Source organism: Bradyrhizobium cosmicum, from assembly GCF_007290395.2.
Taxonomy (GTDB): domain Bacteria; phylum Pseudomonadota; class Alphaproteobacteria; order Rhizobiales; family Xanthobacteraceae; genus Bradyrhizobium; species Bradyrhizobium cosmicum.
On sequence record NZ_CP041656.2, the window covers coordinates 492,893 to 511,484 of the forward strand.

At 66.0% G+C, this 18,592-nt stretch carries 13 protein-coding genes; 5 read left to right on the plus strand and 8 right to left on the minus strand.

Annotated features, from left to right (window positions below; translation table 11 throughout):
• Nucleotides 1-42: 42 nt before the first annotated feature.
• A complete protein-coding gene (locus tag FNV92_RS02325; RefSeq protein WP_143842402.1) occupies nt 43-1,314 on the plus strand; it encodes a Spy/CpxP family protein refolding chaperone in 1,272 nt (423 codons plus the stop codon).
• Here FNV92_RS02325 and FNV92_RS02330 read toward each other — a convergent pair whose 3' ends face one another.
• The 3 genes from FNV92_RS02330 to FNV92_RS02340 form a co-directional block, all read right to left on the minus strand.
• Nucleotides 1,315-2,181, minus strand: a complete 867-nt coding sequence (locus tag FNV92_RS02330; RefSeq protein ID WP_143842401.1) for a hypothetical protein — start codon at nt 2,179-2,181, stop codon at nt 1,315-1,317.
• A gap of 219 nt (nt 2,182-2,400) precedes the next feature.
• Nucleotides 2,401-4,851, minus strand: a complete 2,451-nt coding sequence (locus FNV92_RS02335) for an adenylate/guanylate cyclase domain-containing protein (RefSeq protein ID WP_143842400.1) — start codon at nt 4,849-4,851, stop codon at nt 2,401-2,403.
• A gap of 247 nt (nt 4,852-5,098) precedes the next feature.
• Nucleotides 5,099-7,171 carry an AsmA family protein gene (locus FNV92_RS02340; protein ID WP_143842399.1) on the minus strand — a complete coding sequence of 691 codons (2,073 nt, stop codon included), beginning with the start codon at nt 7,169-7,171 and terminating at the stop codon, nt 5,099-5,101.
• Nucleotides 7,172-7,433: 262 nt separating this feature from the next.
• On the opposite strand from FNV92_RS02340, the gene FNV92_RS02345 reads away from it, so the two are divergent.
• Nucleotides 7,434-8,108, plus strand: a complete 675-nt coding sequence (locus FNV92_RS02345; protein ID WP_014439115.1) for a Crp/Fnr family transcriptional regulator — start codon at nt 7,434-7,436, stop codon at nt 8,106-8,108.
• An 89-nt stretch (nt 8,109-8,197) separates the two neighbouring features.
• Here the strand turns inward: FNV92_RS02345 and FNV92_RS02350 are convergent, their stop codons facing one another.
• The 4 genes from FNV92_RS02350 to FNV92_RS02365 all read right to left on the minus strand — a co-directional run bounded on the left by FNV92_RS02350 (nt 8,198) and on the right by FNV92_RS02365 (nt 14,805).
• Nucleotides 8,198-11,362, minus strand: a complete 3,165-nt coding sequence (locus tag FNV92_RS02350; RefSeq protein ID WP_143842398.1) for an efflux RND transporter permease subunit — start codon at nt 11,360-11,362, stop codon at nt 8,198-8,200.
• A complete protein-coding gene (locus FNV92_RS02355) occupies nt 11,362-12,291 on the minus strand; it encodes an efflux RND transporter periplasmic adaptor subunit (RefSeq protein WP_143842397.1) in 930 nt (309 codons plus the stop codon). Before FNV92_RS02355 ends, FNV92_RS02350 begins: the two co-directional genes overlap by 1 nt.
• 159 nt (nt 12,292-12,450) lie before the next feature.
• Nucleotides 12,451-13,122, minus strand: a complete 672-nt coding sequence (locus FNV92_RS02360; RefSeq protein WP_143842396.1) for an OmpA family protein — start codon at nt 13,120-13,122, stop codon at nt 12,451-12,453.
• 144 nt (nt 13,123-13,266) lie between these two features.
• The gene (locus FNV92_RS02365; RefSeq protein WP_143842395.1) at nt 13,267-14,805 is read right to left on the minus strand and encodes a caspase family protein; all 1,539 of its coding nucleotides are present in this window, start codon (nt 14,803-14,805) and stop codon (nt 13,267-13,269) included.
• Between the two features lie 407 nt (nt 14,806-15,212).
• On the opposite strand from FNV92_RS02365, the gene FNV92_RS02370 reads away from it, so the two are divergent.
• The gene (locus FNV92_RS02370) at nt 15,213-16,019 is read left to right on the plus strand and encodes an N-acyl homoserine lactonase family protein (RefSeq protein ID WP_143842394.1); all 807 of its coding nucleotides are present in this window, start codon (nt 15,213-15,215) and stop codon (nt 16,017-16,019) included.
• A 57-nt stretch (nt 16,020-16,076) separates the two neighbouring features.
• On the opposite strand, the gene FNV92_RS02375 is transcribed toward FNV92_RS02370, so the two are convergent.
• A complete protein-coding gene (locus tag FNV92_RS02375) occupies nt 16,077-16,619 on the minus strand; it encodes a MarR family winged helix-turn-helix transcriptional regulator (RefSeq protein WP_143842393.1) in 543 nt (180 codons plus the stop codon).
• A 110-nt stretch (nt 16,620-16,729) separates the two neighbouring features.
• On the opposite strand from FNV92_RS02375, the gene FNV92_RS02380 reads away from it, so the two are divergent.
• Both FNV92_RS02380 and FNV92_RS02385 read left to right on the plus strand, forming a co-directional pair.
• Nucleotides 16,730-18,349 (plus strand): FAD-dependent oxidoreductase, encoded by a 1,620-nt coding sequence (locus FNV92_RS02380; RefSeq protein ID WP_143842392.1) that lies wholly within the window; start codon nt 16,730-16,732, stop codon nt 18,347-18,349.
• A gap of 8 nt (nt 18,350-18,357) precedes the next feature.
• A complete protein-coding gene (locus FNV92_RS02385) occupies nt 18,358-18,582 on the plus strand; it encodes a DUF2783 domain-containing protein (RefSeq protein ID WP_143842391.1) in 225 nt (74 codons plus the stop codon).
• Nucleotides 18,583-18,592: the final 10 nt, after the last annotated feature.

Genomic DNA, 18,592 nt, shown 5'->3' on the forward strand with positions numbered 1-18,592 from the left:
GAGGGCCAAGAAGTGGTCAACTCGTTGGTCAGGTCAGCGGTCATGTCGGGATCACGCCTGGGATTGGCGCTATCGGGCGCGGCGCTCGTGATGCTGATCGTGTTGCTGCCAGGCAAAGCCGAGGCGCAGTTCGGCATTCGCGGCGGTCCGCTGGGCGTCGCACGTTTCGCGGTCGGCCACGTCATCGGCATGTCGCGCCTGCGCCATTCCCGCATGGCGGTGCGCGGCGGCCGCTACCGCGCCGCCGCGTTGCGGTCGCAGGATCCCCGCGGTGCCCAGCGCGGCCAACTCGCCAATCCCTACGTTCTACGTGCCGCACTCACGGCGCAGGCCGCGCTATCGGGCTGGCATGGCGGCCGCCGCCCGCAGGGCTGGTGGCGCCATCCCGACGGCAGCTATGGCTGGGTCGGCCCGGTGTTCTGGCCGTTCGCGCATGACGATCTCACCAATGCGATCATCCTTGGCGATGCCACAAGCCTCTCGCTCTACGGCTATGGCGACATCTATGCCGCGATCTTTTCGCCCTATGCGGCGACCGAACTCGCCGCCTACACCGCGCCGCCAACGAGGCGCGGGCGAAGGGTGCCGACCCCAGACGCCATCTGCGATGCCAGCGACAGCGGCGGCCTGCCGGTCGACCGGATCGCCGCCGCCGTGCAGCCGAACGAATTGCAGCGCGCAGCGCTGGACGAGCTCGCGGCCGCCTGGAGTCTTGCGCGCGACACCATCCGCTCCGCCTGCCCGGCGCAGGCGCCGGCAAATGCCACGGAGCGCCTCGGCCTGATGCAGACGCGCATCGAGGCCATGATCAAGGCAACGGATGCGATCGCCCCGCCGCTGGCCAAATTCGAAGGTCTGCTCGACGACGGCCAGAAGGCCAAGCTGGAGACGATCTCCGGCGAGCGCCGCGCCGCGCTCAGTGCGGCCCAGCGCAAGGACGCGCAAGCCGCCAGCGCTTGCGCGCCCGGCTATGATCCCCGCTACGATGTGCAGGCGCAGCGCCAGTACGAGCAACTCGTGCAGCAGCAATGGCCCGCCGCCGAGATCGCGTCCACGCTGAGGCTCGACGAGGTCGCCCGCGCGCGGCTCGACGTGCTCCAGGACACCACGCTGCGCACCATGGAAACGCTTAGCGCCTGCCCGACCAAGCCCGCCGCAACACCGCAGGGCCGTCTCGCCGCGGTGAAGGCGCGGCTGGAGACGATGCTGCAAGCCGTGAAAGGCGTCGGCGACGCGCTTGATGATTTCGAGGCGGATCTGAGTGACGAGCAGAAGGCGAGGTTCGAGGCGATCGGGCCGAAGCGGGGGGCGTAATCACCCGCAGGCCCAGTCGAACTTCATGTCCCTGAAGTCGAGCTGCGCGTTGCCGCCGCCGAAATTGTAGCCGCCGAAATATTCCTCGAACTCGATGTAGAACGGGCTCATCTCCGGCACCGCCTGGCAGGGCCGCATGGTGCCGCCGAGATGGTTGAGGGCGTGGTCCTTGCCCCAGTCGTGCAGGCGGAAATTATCGCGGCCCGGCACGCCGCCGGCATAGTAGTAATAAGGCTGATAGCCGGTTGGCGGGTTTTGCCTTGTGTGCTCGTCCTGCGGGCCCTTGCCGGCATTCGGATCGCTCGCGCGCGGCGCGATCGCGATCGCGCGGGTCTCGGTGAGATTGCCGCGCGGCGGCGCGGCGAACATCTTCTTCGCATGGGGCGCGGCGGCCTCGAAGAACGCGTTGGCGCCTCCGACATCGAGCCAGCGCGGCCGATCCGCCATCGCCAGCGCAAGCGGTGCCGGCGGCGTCGCGAACGCGCCGTCATATTCGGTCTGGGTCAGCAGCAGCGCGGCATATGCGTAGTCGAGGATGTCAGTCATGCGCGACAGCCGCGGATGCGCGGGGCGCGCCAGCGCCGCCTCGCGGATTTCAGGATCGTCCGGCGCGCCGCCGTCATTGTGATCGGGCGCGGTGGCAAAGAATGACACCGCGACGATGTCCTCGCCATGCACGCGATAATCCTCCGGCAGCAGAAGCGTGAAGCCGTGCATCAGCGGAAACCCTGTGACGGGATCGAGCGGCCATTGCTCGCTGCTGATGCCCGGCGGCAGGCCGTAGATCCAACCCTGGTCGCGCCCGCGATCGGCGGGCCGGTCCAGCATCTGCAAATCATACGCACGCGAAGGCAAGGCAAACGCCACGGTCGTCTCCCATCCGAGTCCTGTCTCGATGTCGAGGCGATCGTTGGTCGCAGGGAGGAGGGATGTGGTTCGTGAGAAGAGGAGAGATGTTGCCATTATGCCGGTGTTTTGCCCGACGCGTCAATGAAAAATTCGTAAAATCAGCAGGCCGGAGATTTGCAATGTTAGCCAGCGCCTTGCCTACTGTGCATGGGGTTGTTTTCGACGGTTCTGTTTTGCCTACCCCCGCCGCCGCGCCGCCGCAGCCGCGTCCACCACGTTCTCCACTTCCTCGCGCCAGTTCAAGATCTCCATCGCCAGCACGGGATGATTGAATCCCTTGAGCTGGAGATCGTCGAGCGCGCGGGCTTCGACCCATTGCTCGACGATGCCGTAGACGCGGCGGCTCACCACGATCTGGTTGGGCTTGGCCTCGCCGCAGAGGCGCGAGGCGAGGTTGGTGACGCTGCCGATCGCGGCATATTCCAGCCGCTGCTCGAAGCCGACCTGGCCGAGCGTGGCATAGCCGAGCGCGATGCCGATGCCGAACCCCAGGCTATGGCCGCGGTTGCGCCAGCGCTCGGTCAGCGGGCCGATCGTGTCGCGCATCTCCACCGCCATCTTCACGGCGCGCTTGGTGTGGTCCTCGAACTGGATCGGCGCGTTGAACAGGATCATCACGCCGTCGCCGGCATATTTGTCGAGCGTGCCCTCGTATTTGAAGATCAGCGTGCCGAGCGCGGCGTGATATTCGCGCAGCACGTTCATCGCCTCTTCCGGTTCGGTCGCCTCGGTGAAGGCGGTGAAGCCGCGCAGGTCGCAGAACACCACGGTCACTTCGCGGCGCTGGCTGGTGAGCAGCCCCTCGGGGCTGTCGGAGGAGGCGATCAGCTGCGCCACCTGCGGCGCCAGGAAGCGCTCGAGCTTGCGGATGCGCTCGATCTCGCCAAGCTGGGTCTCGACACGCTCCTCCAGCGACTTGTTCCAGTCCTTGAGCTGCTCGGTCTGCACGCGCAGCTTGTCGGCCTGGGCGCGCACGGTCTCGTTCGCGGCCGCGAGCTCGCGGCCCTTGTGGTCGACCTCGGTGAACAGCCGCGCGTTGCGCATCGCCAGCACGGCCTGGTTGGCAAAGGTGCGCATCAGGCCGATGATGCTGGCTGCGAACTCGCCGCTGGCGCGGCGCAGCACGACGAGCGAGCCGAGCGTGCCCTGCTGGTCCACCAGCGGCACCACCAGCACCGAGTGGAATCCGGCATCGACCGCGACGTCGCGCAGCGGCTGCCCGGCGGCCTGGTCGAGATCGGCCAGCGCGATCGGCTCGCCGCTTCCGGCGGCATCGCTGAGGATGTTCTCGCCTTCGTCGATGGTGACATGGGCGCCATCGGCCGATTTGTCGATGCCGTTGGATTCCACCAGGTTGAAGCGGCGCGTCGCGGCATCGTAGCCGTAGATCAGCACCGCGTCGGCATGGGTGATCTCGATCGCGCGCGCGGCGATGGTCGGCAGCACGGCGTTGAGATCGAGCGAGGAGGCGACGGCGCGGCCGACCTCTTCCAGCACCTTCAGCTCGTTGATCGACTGGGCGAGATCGCGGGTGCGCTCGTCGACCTTGGTTTCGAGATTCGAATAAGTTTCCTGGATCTGGTCGGCCATGCGGTTGAACTGACCGGCGAGGTCTTCCAGCTCGTCGGAGGTATGCACGTCGATGCGGTGGCTGAAATCGCCTTCGCCGAGCTTGTGCGCGCCGTCGCGCAGCGCGGTGATCGGGATGATCATGCGGCGGGCGAGCAGCGTGCCGGCGAGGATAGCGACCAGCAGGCCCATCCCGATCAGCAGCGCGATGCGCACCAGCTGGTCGCGGATCGGCATCAGGGCCTGCGTGGTCGGCTGCTCGAACATCACGCTCCAGCCGAGCTTCGGTACGGTGCTGGCGGCGCTCATCACCGAATGGCCGTTGAAATCGGTGCCCGATGTGTCGGGCGCGCGCCCCGGCGCGATCGCGGCCGCCACCTGCGGCAGCTTCGACAGATCCTTGCCGACATCGGGCCCCTTCGACGAACTCGCCAGCACGCGGCCGCGCGGATCGACCACGTAGGCGAAGGCAGCCTTGCCGACCTGGGCGTCGGACAGGAAGTCGGAGAGGAAGCCGAGGTCGATCTCGGCCACGGTGACGCCGGCGTTGAAGCCGGAATGCGCCACCGAGATCGACATCATCGGCGTCCGGTCGACGAACCAGGCCGGCGCATAGCTGACGCCGCGGGCGACCGTGTCGGTGAAGCGCATGTCGCGGGACAGGTCGGCGTTGCCGCCGGTCGTGGTCGACTGGCGCGAGACGCGCAGCACCTCGCGTCCGTCGCCGTTGAGCTGGAACAGCTGGTTGACGACCGAGACCTGGTGCAGCAGCGCGGCGTAGTCGGCGCGCCGCTTCTCCAGCGTGTCCTGGCTCGCCCGCGTCACCCAGCTGATCTGGCGCTCGAGTTCGGAGATCGACTGCTCGATCCGCCTTGCGGCTCCTTGCGCTTTGTCCTCGAGCCCGTCGGTCAGCTGGGTCTTGGTGGCGCGATAGGAGATCCAGGTCTCCATCGCGCCGTTGACGGCGAGCACGAACACGACGAGGCCGACGAGGGAGACGACGTATTTGGCGAACAGGCCCTCGCGCAGAAACCGTGTCTTGTCTTTCGCTCCCGCCATCCGGATCCTCTCGCGCCGCCCTCGACGCCGGCGCTGCGGGCCCTACAGGCCCGACCGCCCTTCTACCATAATTTGAGCCAATGGACCGTCCCGGACCGGCGGACCGGCCGGCGTGGTTACCCGTTATGGACGCCGGGGGAGGCCGAAATGGTGGTGAATTGTCGCAGCCTCATCCGTTCGGATGAAGCGGCGGGCGGGGAAGCCGATGTAAGGGACTGGCGTGGAGTCCAGCACGTTGGTCCGCCAATCATCGATTGTTAAAGAGCTGCCGCAGCACGTCGTTCATCGGCTGGCTGTCCTGCTGCGCCACCGCCGGGTCATCCTGGGCCGGGGGCGCGGGAGAGGCCTGCGGCGCGGGGGTGGTCGGCGTGGCCGGCAGGCTGCGGCTGCGGCCGGTGCCCGTCGCGGCGCCGGCGTTGGCGCCCGAGCCGCTGGAAAGTCCTTGCTGGATCAGGTTTCCGATCGCTTCGCCCAAGGGGCCACCGAGCAGATTGTTCTGTCCCGGCTGCTGTGTCTGCGGATTGACGTTGCCGGGAGCGGCACTGCTGCCACCCGGCGCGGAGCCGCCGAGGCCGAGGCTGCCCAGAATGTTGCTGAGCCCGGCGCCGTCGGGACCGAACAGGCCCTTGCCCATCTCGCGCAGCTTGGCGTAGGCGGCGTCCGGATTGTCCAGCATGCCGGCCATGTCGGGGTAGATCCGCGGCTGCGACCAGGCGCCGGTGATCATCACGGGGATGCCGAAGCCGACCGGCTCGGAGGCGCGGCCCTGGCCTTCGGTCGTCATCACCAGCTTGGGCTCGACGCGAAAACCCATCATCTTGGTGTCGAGCGCGATGGTGCCGGCGCCGGTGACGCGCACCAGCGGCCCGATCAGATTGAGGTCGGTCGTCACCGCCTGGCCCTTGTCGATACGGAAGGACGCCGAGAGCTGCGACAGGTCGGTGCTCTGTTCCTGGCTGCCGTTCTGGTTGTCTTGCCAGCCGGAGAGCGTGCCCGACGTCAGCGAGCGGATCATCTGCGCGACATTGATGCCGCGGATGGCGCCGTCCTGGAAATTGACGAAAGCCGTGCCCTGCATGTTCGCCATCAGTGCGCGCTGGCTGGTGCCGGCGCTGCGCAGCGCGAGCTTGGCCTGCAGCTTGCCGTCGATCCGGTCGAATTCGGCGAGGCCCTGAAGCAGCGGCAGTGCGCGCACGCCGACGAGATCGGAATGCATGGCAAAGCTCGGTGCGCCGGTGGTCGCGTCCAGGATCACTTCGCCCGAGACCTGGCCGCCATAGGTGCCGAGATTGGCGGTGCCGGCCTTCAGCACGCCGCCGGCGAGCTTCGCGTCGAGCGCGAGCGGCGCGAAGCGCGCATCGCCGATCACGGCCTCGTTCGCGGAGATCCTGATTTGCGCGTCGACATAATTGAGCCCGGACACGTCGATCGGCGCGTTGCTCCAGGGTTGTCCCGACGCGCCGTCGGGCGTTTTCGCCAGCGGAATCGCCAGACGCTGGAAATCGAGATCGACTTTGACCAGCGGCTTGCTCGCGATGTCCACCGAGGCCCAGCCGTTGAAGGCGCCGTCGCCGAGCCGGCCGTTGACGCCGTTGATCATCACGACGTCACCGTTCAGCCGCATCTCGGCATGACCGGTGAGCTGGGACTTCAGCACGTCGGGCATGTCGATGGCGAATTCCACCGGAACGGTCGGCCGGTCGATCGGCGGCGCCGGCGTCGTCGCCTTGATGTCGAACTTGGTCGGGTGCTCGCCGACGCGCGCGGTGCCGGTGATGGTGACCTTGCGGTCGCGGCCAACGGTCGCGTCGGCATTGATGGCGCTGATGCGGCCCTCGACGCGATCGCGCACGCGTGCGAACGCGACCTCGCCGTCATTGACCTTGACGCGACCGATGCTCACGCCGTCGGTGTCGAGCGCGAGTGGCTTCTTCGACGAGCCGCCGGCGTTCGGCAGGCGCTCGCGCAGCAGCGGCTGGTAGAGCATGGGATGGGTGACGACGAGCTCACTGATCTCAGGACGGCCCGACCACACGCTCGAGAGCGACATGTCGGCCTGCACGCGATCGATCGTGAGGCGCGTGATGCCGCTGCGGTCCTTGGGGTCCTGCAACGTGAGGTCGTTCAGCGTGACGTTCAGCGTCGGCCACAGGCTGATCCCGGTGGTGCCGTCGATCGACAGGCGATAGCCGGTCGCGCTCTCGACCCGCGACGCGATCGTCGAGGTCAGGAAGCCCGAGGGAATCCCGACCACCAGCAGGAGCGCGATCACGATGATGACGGCGGCCACAGCCGCGCCGGCGAATTTCACTGCTCTCATGTCGACTTTCCAACGACGGACGAGCGGCTTCGAATCCGTCAAAGTACCGTCCTTTGCATCCGTCCTTTGCGCCTGAGTTTATCCCCGGACGGGAAGCGGCTCCAAGCACGTAAAAATAGTCCGGGGGAGCTGCAAAGTTATGTGACTTATGGCACACTTCCCCGACGCGGTTTTACGCGATCCTGCTCTCGATGGTTCCAAGCGATTTGCCAAGGAGATTGGCCAGGTTCACTGGCCAAGGAAAGTTCACAAGGAAGTTGAAATGAGCAAGCAGGCCGAATTTGCGGTCATCCTGAAAATGAACGCGATGTTCGCGGATCTCGGCACTGACGAGCTCCAGCGGTTGTCCAATCTCTGCCACACCCAGCATCTGGGGAACGGCGAGGTGCTGTTCCAGAAGGGCGATCCGGGCGATGCGCTGTTCGGCGTACGCCGCGGACAGGTCCGCATCGAGACCGGCGCCTCCGACGGCAGCCGGCTGACGCTGAATTTCATGGGCCCGGGCGATCTGTTCGGCGAGGTCGCGGTGCTGGACGGCCAGAGCCGCACCGCGGACGCGACCGCGGGCGAAGCCAGCGAATTGTTCGTGCTACGGCGCGAAGACTTTCTCGCCTTCCTCGAGCGCGAGCCGAAAGTCGCGATCAAGATCATCGCGCTGCTCTGTCAGCGCATCCGCTGGCAGAGCGAGCGCATGGAGGAATCCATGCTGCAGCCGCTGCCGGTGCGGCTGGCGCGACGGCTCTGCGCGCTCGCGGCCGATTTCGGCTCCGAGGTGCACATCTCGCAGGAGCAACTCGGCGTCTTCGTCGGCGCCGCCCGCGAGAGCGTCAACCGCCAGCTTCAGACCTGGCGCAAGGAAGCGATCCTCGATCTCCAGCGCGGCCGCATCCTGCTGCGGAACATGACCAAGCTGACCGCGATCGCGCGGAACGAGTAAGTCGAGCCAATTCACTTCGTTCGGACGGATAGCATAAGCGCGCGCTAACGGCTTGCGCCAGCGTGCCTGTCAGCCGGCTCGTCCGTGCCTTACTCCGCCGCGGGGTGCACGATGCTCTTCGGCGCGGGCAGCGCTCCCGCGGGCGCCGCGCCGACGGGCGGGGCCGCGTGATGATCGCCGGTCTCGGCGTCCTCGCTGTGCACGACCAGGCGCTTGCCGAAGCGCCAGATCAGGGCGCCGAGATCGTCCATCACCATGAACATCGCGGGCACGAATACCAGCGACAGGATGGTCGAGAAGATCAGGCCGCCGATCACCGCGAGGGCCATCGGCGAGCGGAACTCGCCGCCGGCGCCGACGGCGAGGGCGCTCGGCATCATGCCGGCGGCCATCGCGATCGTGGTCATCACGATCGGGCGGGCGCGCTTCATGCCGGCGTCGATCATCGCTTCATCGCGCGGCTTGCCGGCGTGAATCGCTTCGATGGCGAACTCCACCAGCATGATCGCGTTCTTGGTTACGATGCCCATCAGCATCAGGATGCCGATCCAGACCGGCGTGGTGAGCTGCTTGCCGGTGACGAGCAGGGCCGCGATCGCGCCGCCGATCGAGAGCGGCAGCGAGAACAGGATGGTGATCGGCTGCAGGAAGGTGCCGAACAGCAGCACGAGCACCGCATAGACCATCATCAAGCCAGCCGTGATCGCGGTAGCGAAACCGCTCGACAACTCGGCCAGGCTTTCGGCGTCACCCGAGGGATTCACCTTCACGCCCGGTGGCAGGCTCTTCTTCACCGGCAGATCGTCGATCATCTTCGTGGCATCGCCGAGCGCGGCGGAGCCGACGAGGTCCGCGGCGACGGTGGCCTGTCGCTCACGGTCGTAGCGGTTGATGCTGGTCGGACCCTGGTCGAGCTTGACGTCGGCGATCACCGAGAGCGGCACGCCACCCTTCTCGCCGTGCTCGCCGAGCGGGACGCGCAGCTGCTCGAGCGTCTTGAGATTGCCGCGCGCGGCATCCTCGAGCTGCACGCGGATCGGCACCAGGCGGTCGCCGACATCGAATTTGGCGAGCGCAGGGCCGACGTCGCCGATGGTTGCGACACGGATGGTCTGTGACAGACTTTCGGTCGAGACGCCGAGCCGCGCGGCGAGATCGGCGCGCGGCTCGACGCGCAGCTCCGGGCGCTCCAGGGAGGTTTCCGAGATCACATTGGAGATGATCGGAATCCGCTTCATCTGCGTCGCAAGTTCGCTCGCGACGTTGTTCACGATGTTGGCGTCGGCACCGGTGACCACGAGCGCGATCGCACGCAGCCCGTTTTCGTCGAGGAACCAGAAGCGGATGTCGGGAACGTTCTCCATCTCCTTGCTGATCGAGAATTCGAGCTCGCGCTGGGTGATGTTGCGGTCGGCCTTGGGAACGTAGTTGATGATCAAGGCGGCGCGCCGGACTTCCTGGGTTCCCGGTGGAACGCGCCCGCCGTCGACGAAGATGCTCTTGACCTCGGGCCGCTTGCGCAGGCGCGCGACGATGTCCTCGGTGACCTTTTCGGTATAGGCGAGCTGAGTGCCCGGCGGCAGCTCGAGGGCAAGCAGCGAACGTGCGCTGTCCTGCGCCGGCAGGAAGCCCTGCGGCAGCAGCGTAATGCTCCAGATCGAGGCGGCGAAGACACCGAAGCCGATCAGCACCGTGATGAAGTAGTGTTTTACCGACCAGGCCACGATCCTGTGATAGGACCGCAACACGCGGCCGGGCGGCGGCTCTTCATGCGTATGGTGCTTGAGGAAATAGGCGGCCAGCACCGGCGTGACGAAGCGCGCCGCGAGCAGCGAGAAGAACACCTGCACCGACACGGTGATGCCGAACTGCTTGAAGAACTGTCCGGCGATGCCGGACATGAAACTCGCGGGCGCGAAGATCGCGATGATGGTCAGCGAGATCGCGATGACGGCGAGGCCGATCTCGTCGGCAGCCTCGAGCGCGGCACGGTAGGGCGACTTGCCCATATTCATGTGCCGGACGATGTTCTCGATCTCGACGATGGCGTCGTCGACGAGGATACCTGTCGACAGGGTGATGGCGAGGAAGCTGACGAGGTTGAGCGAGAAGCCGAGAATGTCCATCGCCCAGAAGGCCGGGAAGATCGACAGCGGCAGCGAGATCGCGGCGATGATGGTTGCGCGCAAATCGCGCAGGAACAGCAGCACGATGACGACGGCGAGGATGGCGCCTTCGAACAGGGTCGAGATAGCCGCCTCGTAATTGCCCTTGGTGTACTCGACCGATGTGTCGATCACCTTGAGGTCGACGTCCGGATAGGCGGCTTTCAGCGCGGCGACGCGCTTCTCGACGGCCTCGGCGACCTTCACGTCGCTGGCGCCCTTGGAGCGCTTGATGCCCAGCGCGACGATCGGCTCGCCGTTGAAGCGGGCGAACGTGCGGCGGTCCGCGATGGTGTCGGTGACCGTGCCGAGATCGTCGATACGGACCTCGCCGCCGCCGAACAGCGGAATCATGGTGCCGGCGAGGTCGCTCAGCGTCTTGGCGCCGGCCAGCGTGCGGATCGCCTGGTCGTTCTTGCCGATCTCGGCGCGGCCGCCGGCGACGTCGACATTGGTGCCGCGCAGGCTCTGGCTGACGTTGACGGCGGTCAGCCCCATCGCCTGCAGGCGGTCGGGATCGAGCGAGACCAGGATCTCGCGCTCGACGCCGCCGATGCGTTCGACCTGGGCGACGCCGCGGACGCCCTGCAGCGCGCGCTTGACCACGTCGTCGACGAAATAGGAGAGCTGTTCCGGCGTCTTGCCGGGCGAGATCGCGGCATAGGTGACGATCGGCAGGCCGATGACGTCGACACGCTGGATCAGGGGCTCGGTGACGTTCTGCGGCAGGTTGGAGCGCACGCGCGTCACCGCGTCCTTGACGTCGTTGAGCGCGCGGTCGGTGTTGGTCTCCAGCGCGAACTGGATGGTGGTGACCGACAGGCCGTCGGTAATTTGCGAGGTGATGTGCCTGACGCCCTCGACGCCGGAGACCGCGTCTTCAACTGTCTTGGTGACCTGGGATTCGAGCTCGGCGGGCGCCGCGCCGAACTGCGACACCGCGACCGAGATCACCGGAATGTCGGCCGAAGGCAGCCGCGTCACCGCGAGCTTGGTGAAGGACACCCAGCCGAGGATCAGGAGGATGATGGAAAAGACGACCGACGGCAGCGGATTACGGATCGACCATGCCGAGATATTGAGAGCCATCAGCGTACCCGCGTGCGATCGAGTTCATCGGCGAACATGGTCTTGATCTGGTCGCCGTCATGGAGCGAAGAGCCGGCGTCGGCCACGACGATGTCGCCGACGTCGAGCCCTTCCAGAATTTCGGTCGCGCTGTCGGACGACAGTCCGACCCGCACCTTGCGCGTCTCGATCGTGTTGCCTTTGACGACCTGCACGATGAGATGGTCGATCGCGGTCTTGGGGACCGCGACGCCGCAGCTCCGCTTGGCGTCGATCGAGGCACGGGCGAACACGCCGACCTTCAGCGACGGATTGTTGGTGACGCTGATGCGGACGCGGCCGAGCTGGGTGGCGCGGTCGATCTCCGGCGCAACCAGCCGGACCCGTCCGATCAGGTCGGGCGCGTCGTCGCGGCTGATGCGCACGGTCGCGCCGGGGCTGAGCTTGGGCATGTGCACGGCGGGGACCTGGGCGTCGAGCTCGATCTCGTTGTTGACGGCGATGCGGAACATCGGGCCGGCCTGCGGTGAGGCGGGCGCGCCGACGATGGTGCGAACTTCGGTGACGAGCCCCGGCGCAGGTGCCTTCAGCGAGACCGGGCCTTGCGGACCAGGCCGCTGCGGCTGGCCCGGGATCTGCGGTGGCGCCGTCAGGCGTGCCAGTTCCTGGTTGTCGGTGACCATGGCGCCCTCTGTGACGAAGAGGTCGGTGACCCTGGAGCCTTCCTGGTCGGCGACGACCACGGCCTCGCGGCGCGGCACGAAAAAGCCGGTGACCCGGACCAGGTCGGAGAAGCAGGCATTGGTCGATTTCGTCACAATGACGAGCGCCTCGCCCGGCGTTTCCTTCGCCTCGGGGCGATGCCGATGCTCGAACAGATAATAGCCGACGCCGAGCGCAACGACGAACACTACGGTTCCGGCAGGCTTGAGATAGTCGGAGACGTTCATCGCCGGATTGTCCTGGCCTGGCTCACGGCCATCCGCACGAGGCCTGCTGAGAGTGTTTCCCTGAAATGAAGCGGCGTCCCGCAAGGCTGCGGGACGCGCTCTGGTAGCAAGACCTTACACCACATCACGACTTGTCACTTCGGTAGGATTGGGTCGTGCTTACTTCGATGCGGTGGTCTTGTTTTCCATGTTGACGACCTGCACGCGGCGATTGACCTCCGCCATCGGCTGGCTCGGGTCCTTCAGCTTGCTCTTGCCGTAGCCGACGGTGACCAGATCTGTCGCCGAGATGCTGTACTTGTCGACGAGGTAGCGCTTGATCGAATCCGCGCGGCGCTCCGACAGGTCCTGATTGTAGCTCTCGCCGCCGGCGGCGTCGGTGTGGCCGGCAACCACGAAGGTCGAGCCCTTCAGGTCGGGGCTGGTCAGCGCGCGGCCGAGCGCCTGCACCGAAGCCAGCGACTTCGCGCTGATATTGGCCGAGTTGTAGTCGAAGGTGATTTCGAGATCGATGTTCGGCTTGTCCTTTGCGGCCGAGGCGATCTCCTCGCGCTCGGTCGACGACAGCGAGCGCGTCGAACGGCCGCGCACCGACTGGATCAGCTTGGTCTCGGATGCACTCGGCGCGGGATCGGCCTGCGGGGCAATCGAGAGGCCGCGGGTCAGTGGTTTCTTCGGCGGCGGCGCCAGTGCGCGGACGATCTCGTCCTCGGTGACGTTCTTGCTGTTGCCGTCGTCGCCGGCGAATGCGGGGGAGGCCGGCAGCGACAGCGCGGCGCCGATGGCCATGATGGACAGGATTGCGGTAAGTCCTCTTGCAGCCGATCTCATTGCCAGTCCCTCCCTGCGCAGCCGACCTGCGCGGTTCTAAAATTCCTGCAATAGGCCCCCGAAAAGGCCACCTGCGGCATCCGATTGTTAGTCTGCGCAGGGCCGCCGAGGGTTCGAGGCGTCGTCGCCTCAATTCAAAAAATACTAGCGTACTCCGTAGCTTGCGAATTCCTGAACGATGTTCGGATCCATCGCCTTGGCGTTGGCGATATCGAGCGCGCCTTCCTGGGCCGAGCCGTTGCGCTGCTTGGCGATTCCGCGCCCGAACAGCGAGGAAGTCAGGCGCGGGTTGATCTTCAAAGCCGCGTCGAAATCGGCAATGGCGTTCTTGACCGCGCCCGATTTCAGGTTGACGAGGCCCCGGCTGTCCAGCGCATCGACGAAATTCGGGCGGAGCCGCAGAGCCTCGTTGCAATCCTTCAGGGCGCCCTGGAGGTCCCCGATCACAGTGCGGGTCCAGCAGCGGTTGTTGAGTGCCTCGACGTCCTTCGAGTTGATGCGAAGCGTGTCGTCGAAATCCTTGATGGCGAGGTTGTAGGCGCCCTTGCTGGCATAGACCTGGCCGCGCCGGTATAGCGCGTTCACGTCGTCCGGGTTGGCCGCGATCTTGGCCGTCAGGCCCTTGATGGTCGGGTCTTCCGCCAGCGCGGCCGCGCTCGGCCCGCTATCCATGCTTGGAGCGGGGGCGGTCTCGGCAGGTTTCACCGGCGGTGGCGGTGGCGGCGGAGGCAGGGCGGCCTCGACCTGCGGCTTCGGCGCCGGTGCCGGGGCCGGTGCGGGAGGAGGGGCAGGCGCCGGTGCGGCCGCCGTATCGGCCGGCTTCGGCGGCGCAGGCGGTGATGGCGGCGCGGGCGGAGCCGGAGGCGGGTTGTTGGCGATGACCGGCGGCGGGGGAGGCGGCTGTGTCGTCGCCGGTGGGCGCGATCCGCCGGCTCCCGGAATGAACGAGAAGTCTTCGGCGAGCGACGAGGATATCCACGGCACCTGCTCGCCGCGGGACGCGCGGGTGACGCCCATCTTGGTGCGGTTCAGCGTCTCCTCTGCCATCAGATCGGGGACGCGGATTTCCTTCAGGAGCTCTTGGACGAACAGGCTGTGGTCGCCGCCGGCGTCGGATACCACCGAGGCCAGCGCCGCCGAGTACATCACCAGCGTGCCATTCGGCGCGATGACCGGGGTCAGGCCGGCCGAGAAGCTGCGGAACCGGCGTTCGAACGGGTTGCGCCTGGAGGCGTCGATCAGCGCGATCTTGACGCCGGCGCCGCGGGTGTTGAGCTCGCCGAGCACGGTTTCGAGGCTGATGCCGTCGCGGCGCACGTCGGATTCGGTCCAGATCTGAGCATCGACCGGCAGCATGTAGCTCTGGCGCGCCGACTGGATGCCGAAGCCGCTGAAGAACACCAGCGCCACCGAGCCCGGCTTGATCTTGCCGTAGAGCTTGTCGAAGGCGCGGCGCATGCCGTCGCCGGTCAGGTTTTCGCCGATCTCGACGGAGAAGCCGTCGCGCTTGAGCTCGTCGGCGACGTCGCGCGCATCGTTGAGCGGTTCCTTCAGCGGGGCATCCGCATCAGGATATTTCGCATTGCCGATCACCAGCGCAAAACGGTCGCCGGCGGCCAGCGACGGCGCAGTCGGAACGAGCGAAACGAGCAAGGGCAGAAGAAAAAGGAAGCGAATTTTCATAATGAGCGCGGTCCAGCCAAAAAGGCGCCGTTACCAGCTTGCGCCGCGGCGACCTTAACTTACGCAATGTGCATTATCAAACCGGGGAAGGGGGGCGTCAACCGCTTGGAGATTCGGCGTTATCGCGACAATTGACCGCGACGCTCGGGAACGCTGCGAGGGGAATAATAAGAGGATTGTCACATTCGCGCTCGACACGATTGGGGTTGGGTCTTGCGGCGGACTTGCGAGGGCCGCCAAAATCTTGAGGCAGCTACGTTCTAGGGCCGTTATGGCGAAGCCAGTGTGATTGGTCTCACATTGCAGCTCTGCCCTTGTCGCAATGCGCGGTGTTTGACCTTTGCGGCGGACAATGGCTTGGTGCGCGCGATCATCCCGCACGATCCAACTTCAGAAAAAGAAAGACCATGGGAAACGCCTACGAAATCTACGCCCTGCGCTATGCGACAATGACGCCGCGCACCCCCAGCATGAATTTCCTTCAGCCCGATCCGCACGACAGCGCAGCGCAGGACCTCGACTACTTCGTCTGGCTGATCCGCGGCGGCGGCCGCGACATCCTGGTCGATACCGGCTTCAATGCCGAGGAAGCGAGCGCGCGGGCGCGCAAGCTGACGCTCAATCCGGTCGACGCGCTGGAGCGCTTCGGCGTCGCGGCGCCGGCCATTCGCGACATTATCGTGACACATCTGCACTACGATCATGCCGGCAATCTCGACCGCTTCCCGAATGCGCGCTTCCATCTCCAGGAGCGCGAGATGGCTTACGCGACCGGACGCTGCATGTGCAACGGACTGTTGCGACATCCGTTCTCGGTCGAGCACGTCACGCAGATGGTGCGCCACGTCTATCGCGAGCGTGTCACCTTCTATTCCGGCGACGGCGAGGTTGCGCCCGGCGTCACCGTGCACCGTGTCGGCGGCCATTCGGACGGCTTGCAGGTAGTCAAGGTCGAGACCGCGCGCGGGCCGGTGGTGCTGGCGTCCGACGCCGCGCATTACTACGCCAATCTGCAGCGGCGCAGCCCGTTCCCGATCGTCCTTGATATCGGCGACATGGCGCAGGGCTGGGAGATGATCGAACGTCTCGCGGGGCATCCTGACCGGTTCATTCCCGGCCATGATCCGATCGTCACGGAGATCTATCCACGCGCCAGCGACAAGGTCGACGCCTGGGCGCTGCACCTGCCGCCGTCGCGGTCGTTTGCGAAATGATGCGATAGCGTCATTCCGGGCTCGCCGCTTTGCGGCGCCCCGGAATGACAGCGGAGATCAATACGCCTGCTTGGCGTCGGCCTCTTCGCTTGTCTGGATCAGGTCGAGGCTGTCCTCGATCTTGCCGAGCAAAGCCGATAGCAGCTTACGCTCTTGCGCGGACAGGCAGGCGAGGATCTCGTCTTCCCGCCGCAGCAATTGCGGGAACAGCTCCTCGTATAGGGCGCGGCCCTTGGCCGTCAGTTGCAGGCGGAATTCGCGGCGGTCGGCCTCGTTCTCGACCCGCTCGATCAGCTTTTCGTGCAGCAGCGTCGTCACCGCGCGGCTGATGGTCGATTTGTGCGTGCGCGTGCATTGCGAGATGTATTGCGCACTGCATGCGTCGTTGCGGAAGCCGAGCGTGGCGATCACGCGCCAGGCCGGAATATCGAGGCCGTGGCGCTCCTGATACTCGACCGCGAGCGCGGCGCTCACCTCCGCGGCGAGCCGGTTGAGGCGGAACGGTACGAACTTGAACAGATCGAGCCGGGTTTTTTCTCGCGGCGATGCCTCGCGAGCCTGCCGTGTTTTCAGCGCGATGTCGCTGGATGTCCTCGCCAAGCAGAGCGCTCCGAATTCCAGTTGACGGCCGGCCGGCTCCGGTCCAAAATAGTTGCACGTGAGACTATCTAGCAGATCAGTCTTCTTCTGACCAGAGCCGAGGTTAGTGTATGGCGCCGGCCAATACGGATCAGGCCAAAACCCAGTTCGGCTATCGCCGTCATCCCGACCAGGACCGAGCCGGCCAAAATCCGGCGGAGCACCCGGTCGTGATCGTCGGCGCAGGCCCGGTCGGGCTGTCGCTGGCGATTGATCTTGCCCAGCGCGGCCAGCACGTCGTTCTTCTGGATGACGCCGACCGCATCGGCGAAGGCTCGCGCGCGATCTGCTTCTCGAAACGTTCGCTGGAATATTGGGACCGGCTCGGCGTCGGCGACCGCATGGTCGACAAGGGCGTGGTGTGGAGCGTCGGCCGAATCTTTCACGGCGAGTCCCAGCTCTACCAGTTCAACCTGCTGCCGGAAGATGGTCACAAGCGGCCCGCGTTCATCAATCTGCAGCAATATTACGCGGAGGCCTATCTGGTCGACCGCATCGGCGATCTGCCTGCGATCGACCTGCGCTGGCGCAACAAGGTGACGGCGCTCGAGCAGCGCAACGACTCCGTCGCGCTGACGATCGAGACGCCGGAGGGCGCCTATCGCCTGCACGCGCAATATGTCGTCGCCTGCGACGGCGCACGCTCCTCCCTGCGGCAGATGGTCGGCGCCGAGTTCGCCGGCCAGGTGTTCGAAGACCAGTTCTTGATCGCCGACGTCAAGATGACCGCGGAATTCCCGACTGAGCGCTGGTTCTGGTTCGATCCGCCGTTCCATGCGGGACGTTCGGCGCTGCTGCACCGCCAGCCCGACGACGTCTGGCGGATCGACCTCCAGCTCAATCGCTATGCCGATCCGGTCGTTGAGAAGAAACCCGAGAACGTACGGCCGCGGATCGCGCGCATGCTCGGCCACGACAAGTTCGAGTTCGAGTGGATCTCACTCTACAAGTTCCAGTGCCGACGAATGGACCGCTTCATCCACGGCCGCGTGATTTTCGCCGGCGATTCCGCGCATCAGGTCTCGCCGTTCGGTGCGCGGGGCGCCAATTCGGGTCTCGAGGACGCAGAGAATCTGTCATGGAAGCTCGATCGTGTGCTGCGCGGCAAGTCGCCCGCGAGCCTGCTCGAGAGCTACCATGCCGAGCGCAGCATGGCGGCCGACGAGAACATCCGCGAATCCACCCGTTCGACCGATTTCATGGCGCCGAACTCGCACCAGGAGGCGCGGCTGCGCAAGGCCGTGCTGTCGCTGGCCAAGGAGACGGAGTTCGGCAAGCGAATGGTCAACGGTGGCCGGCTCTCGGTGCCGTGCGGCTATGACTCGCCGCTGTCATCGCCCGACGCGGATGCGTGGTGCGGCGGGCCGTCGCCGGGACGTTCGATGCTCGATGCGCCGATTGCGGGCGAGAGCGCCTATTTGACGGACGCGTTCAGCAAGGGCGGAACGGAGTTCACCTTGCTGTCGTTCAGCAATGGCGCGGGGATCAAGACGCCCGATGGCGTCAAGGATATCCGCATCGGCGGCGCGGGCGGACTGGCCGACCCCTCGGGCCTCGTCGCGAAGCGCTACGACGCCGAGGCCGGGGCAGCCTATCTGCTGCGGCCCGATGGCTACGTTGCGGCGCGCTTCCGTCATCCGACGCGCGAGCTGGTCGCGGCGGCGCTGTCGCGCGCCCAAGGTTTGAATTGAGGACTGGCATGCCGCTTTCCACCAACTCCAATTTCGCGCGTCCCGACGATGCCTTCCGCGCCATCGTCGAAGCGCATCGCGGCCTCACCGACGAGCAGAGCGCGGATTTCGACGCGGCCCTGGTGCTGATCCTCGCCAACCACATCGGCGACCTCGACGTGCTCCGTGAGGCGATCGGGCTTGCAAAGCGCCGCATGATCGTCGGCCAGCAGCAACAACAGCAACAACAATAACCTCGTGACC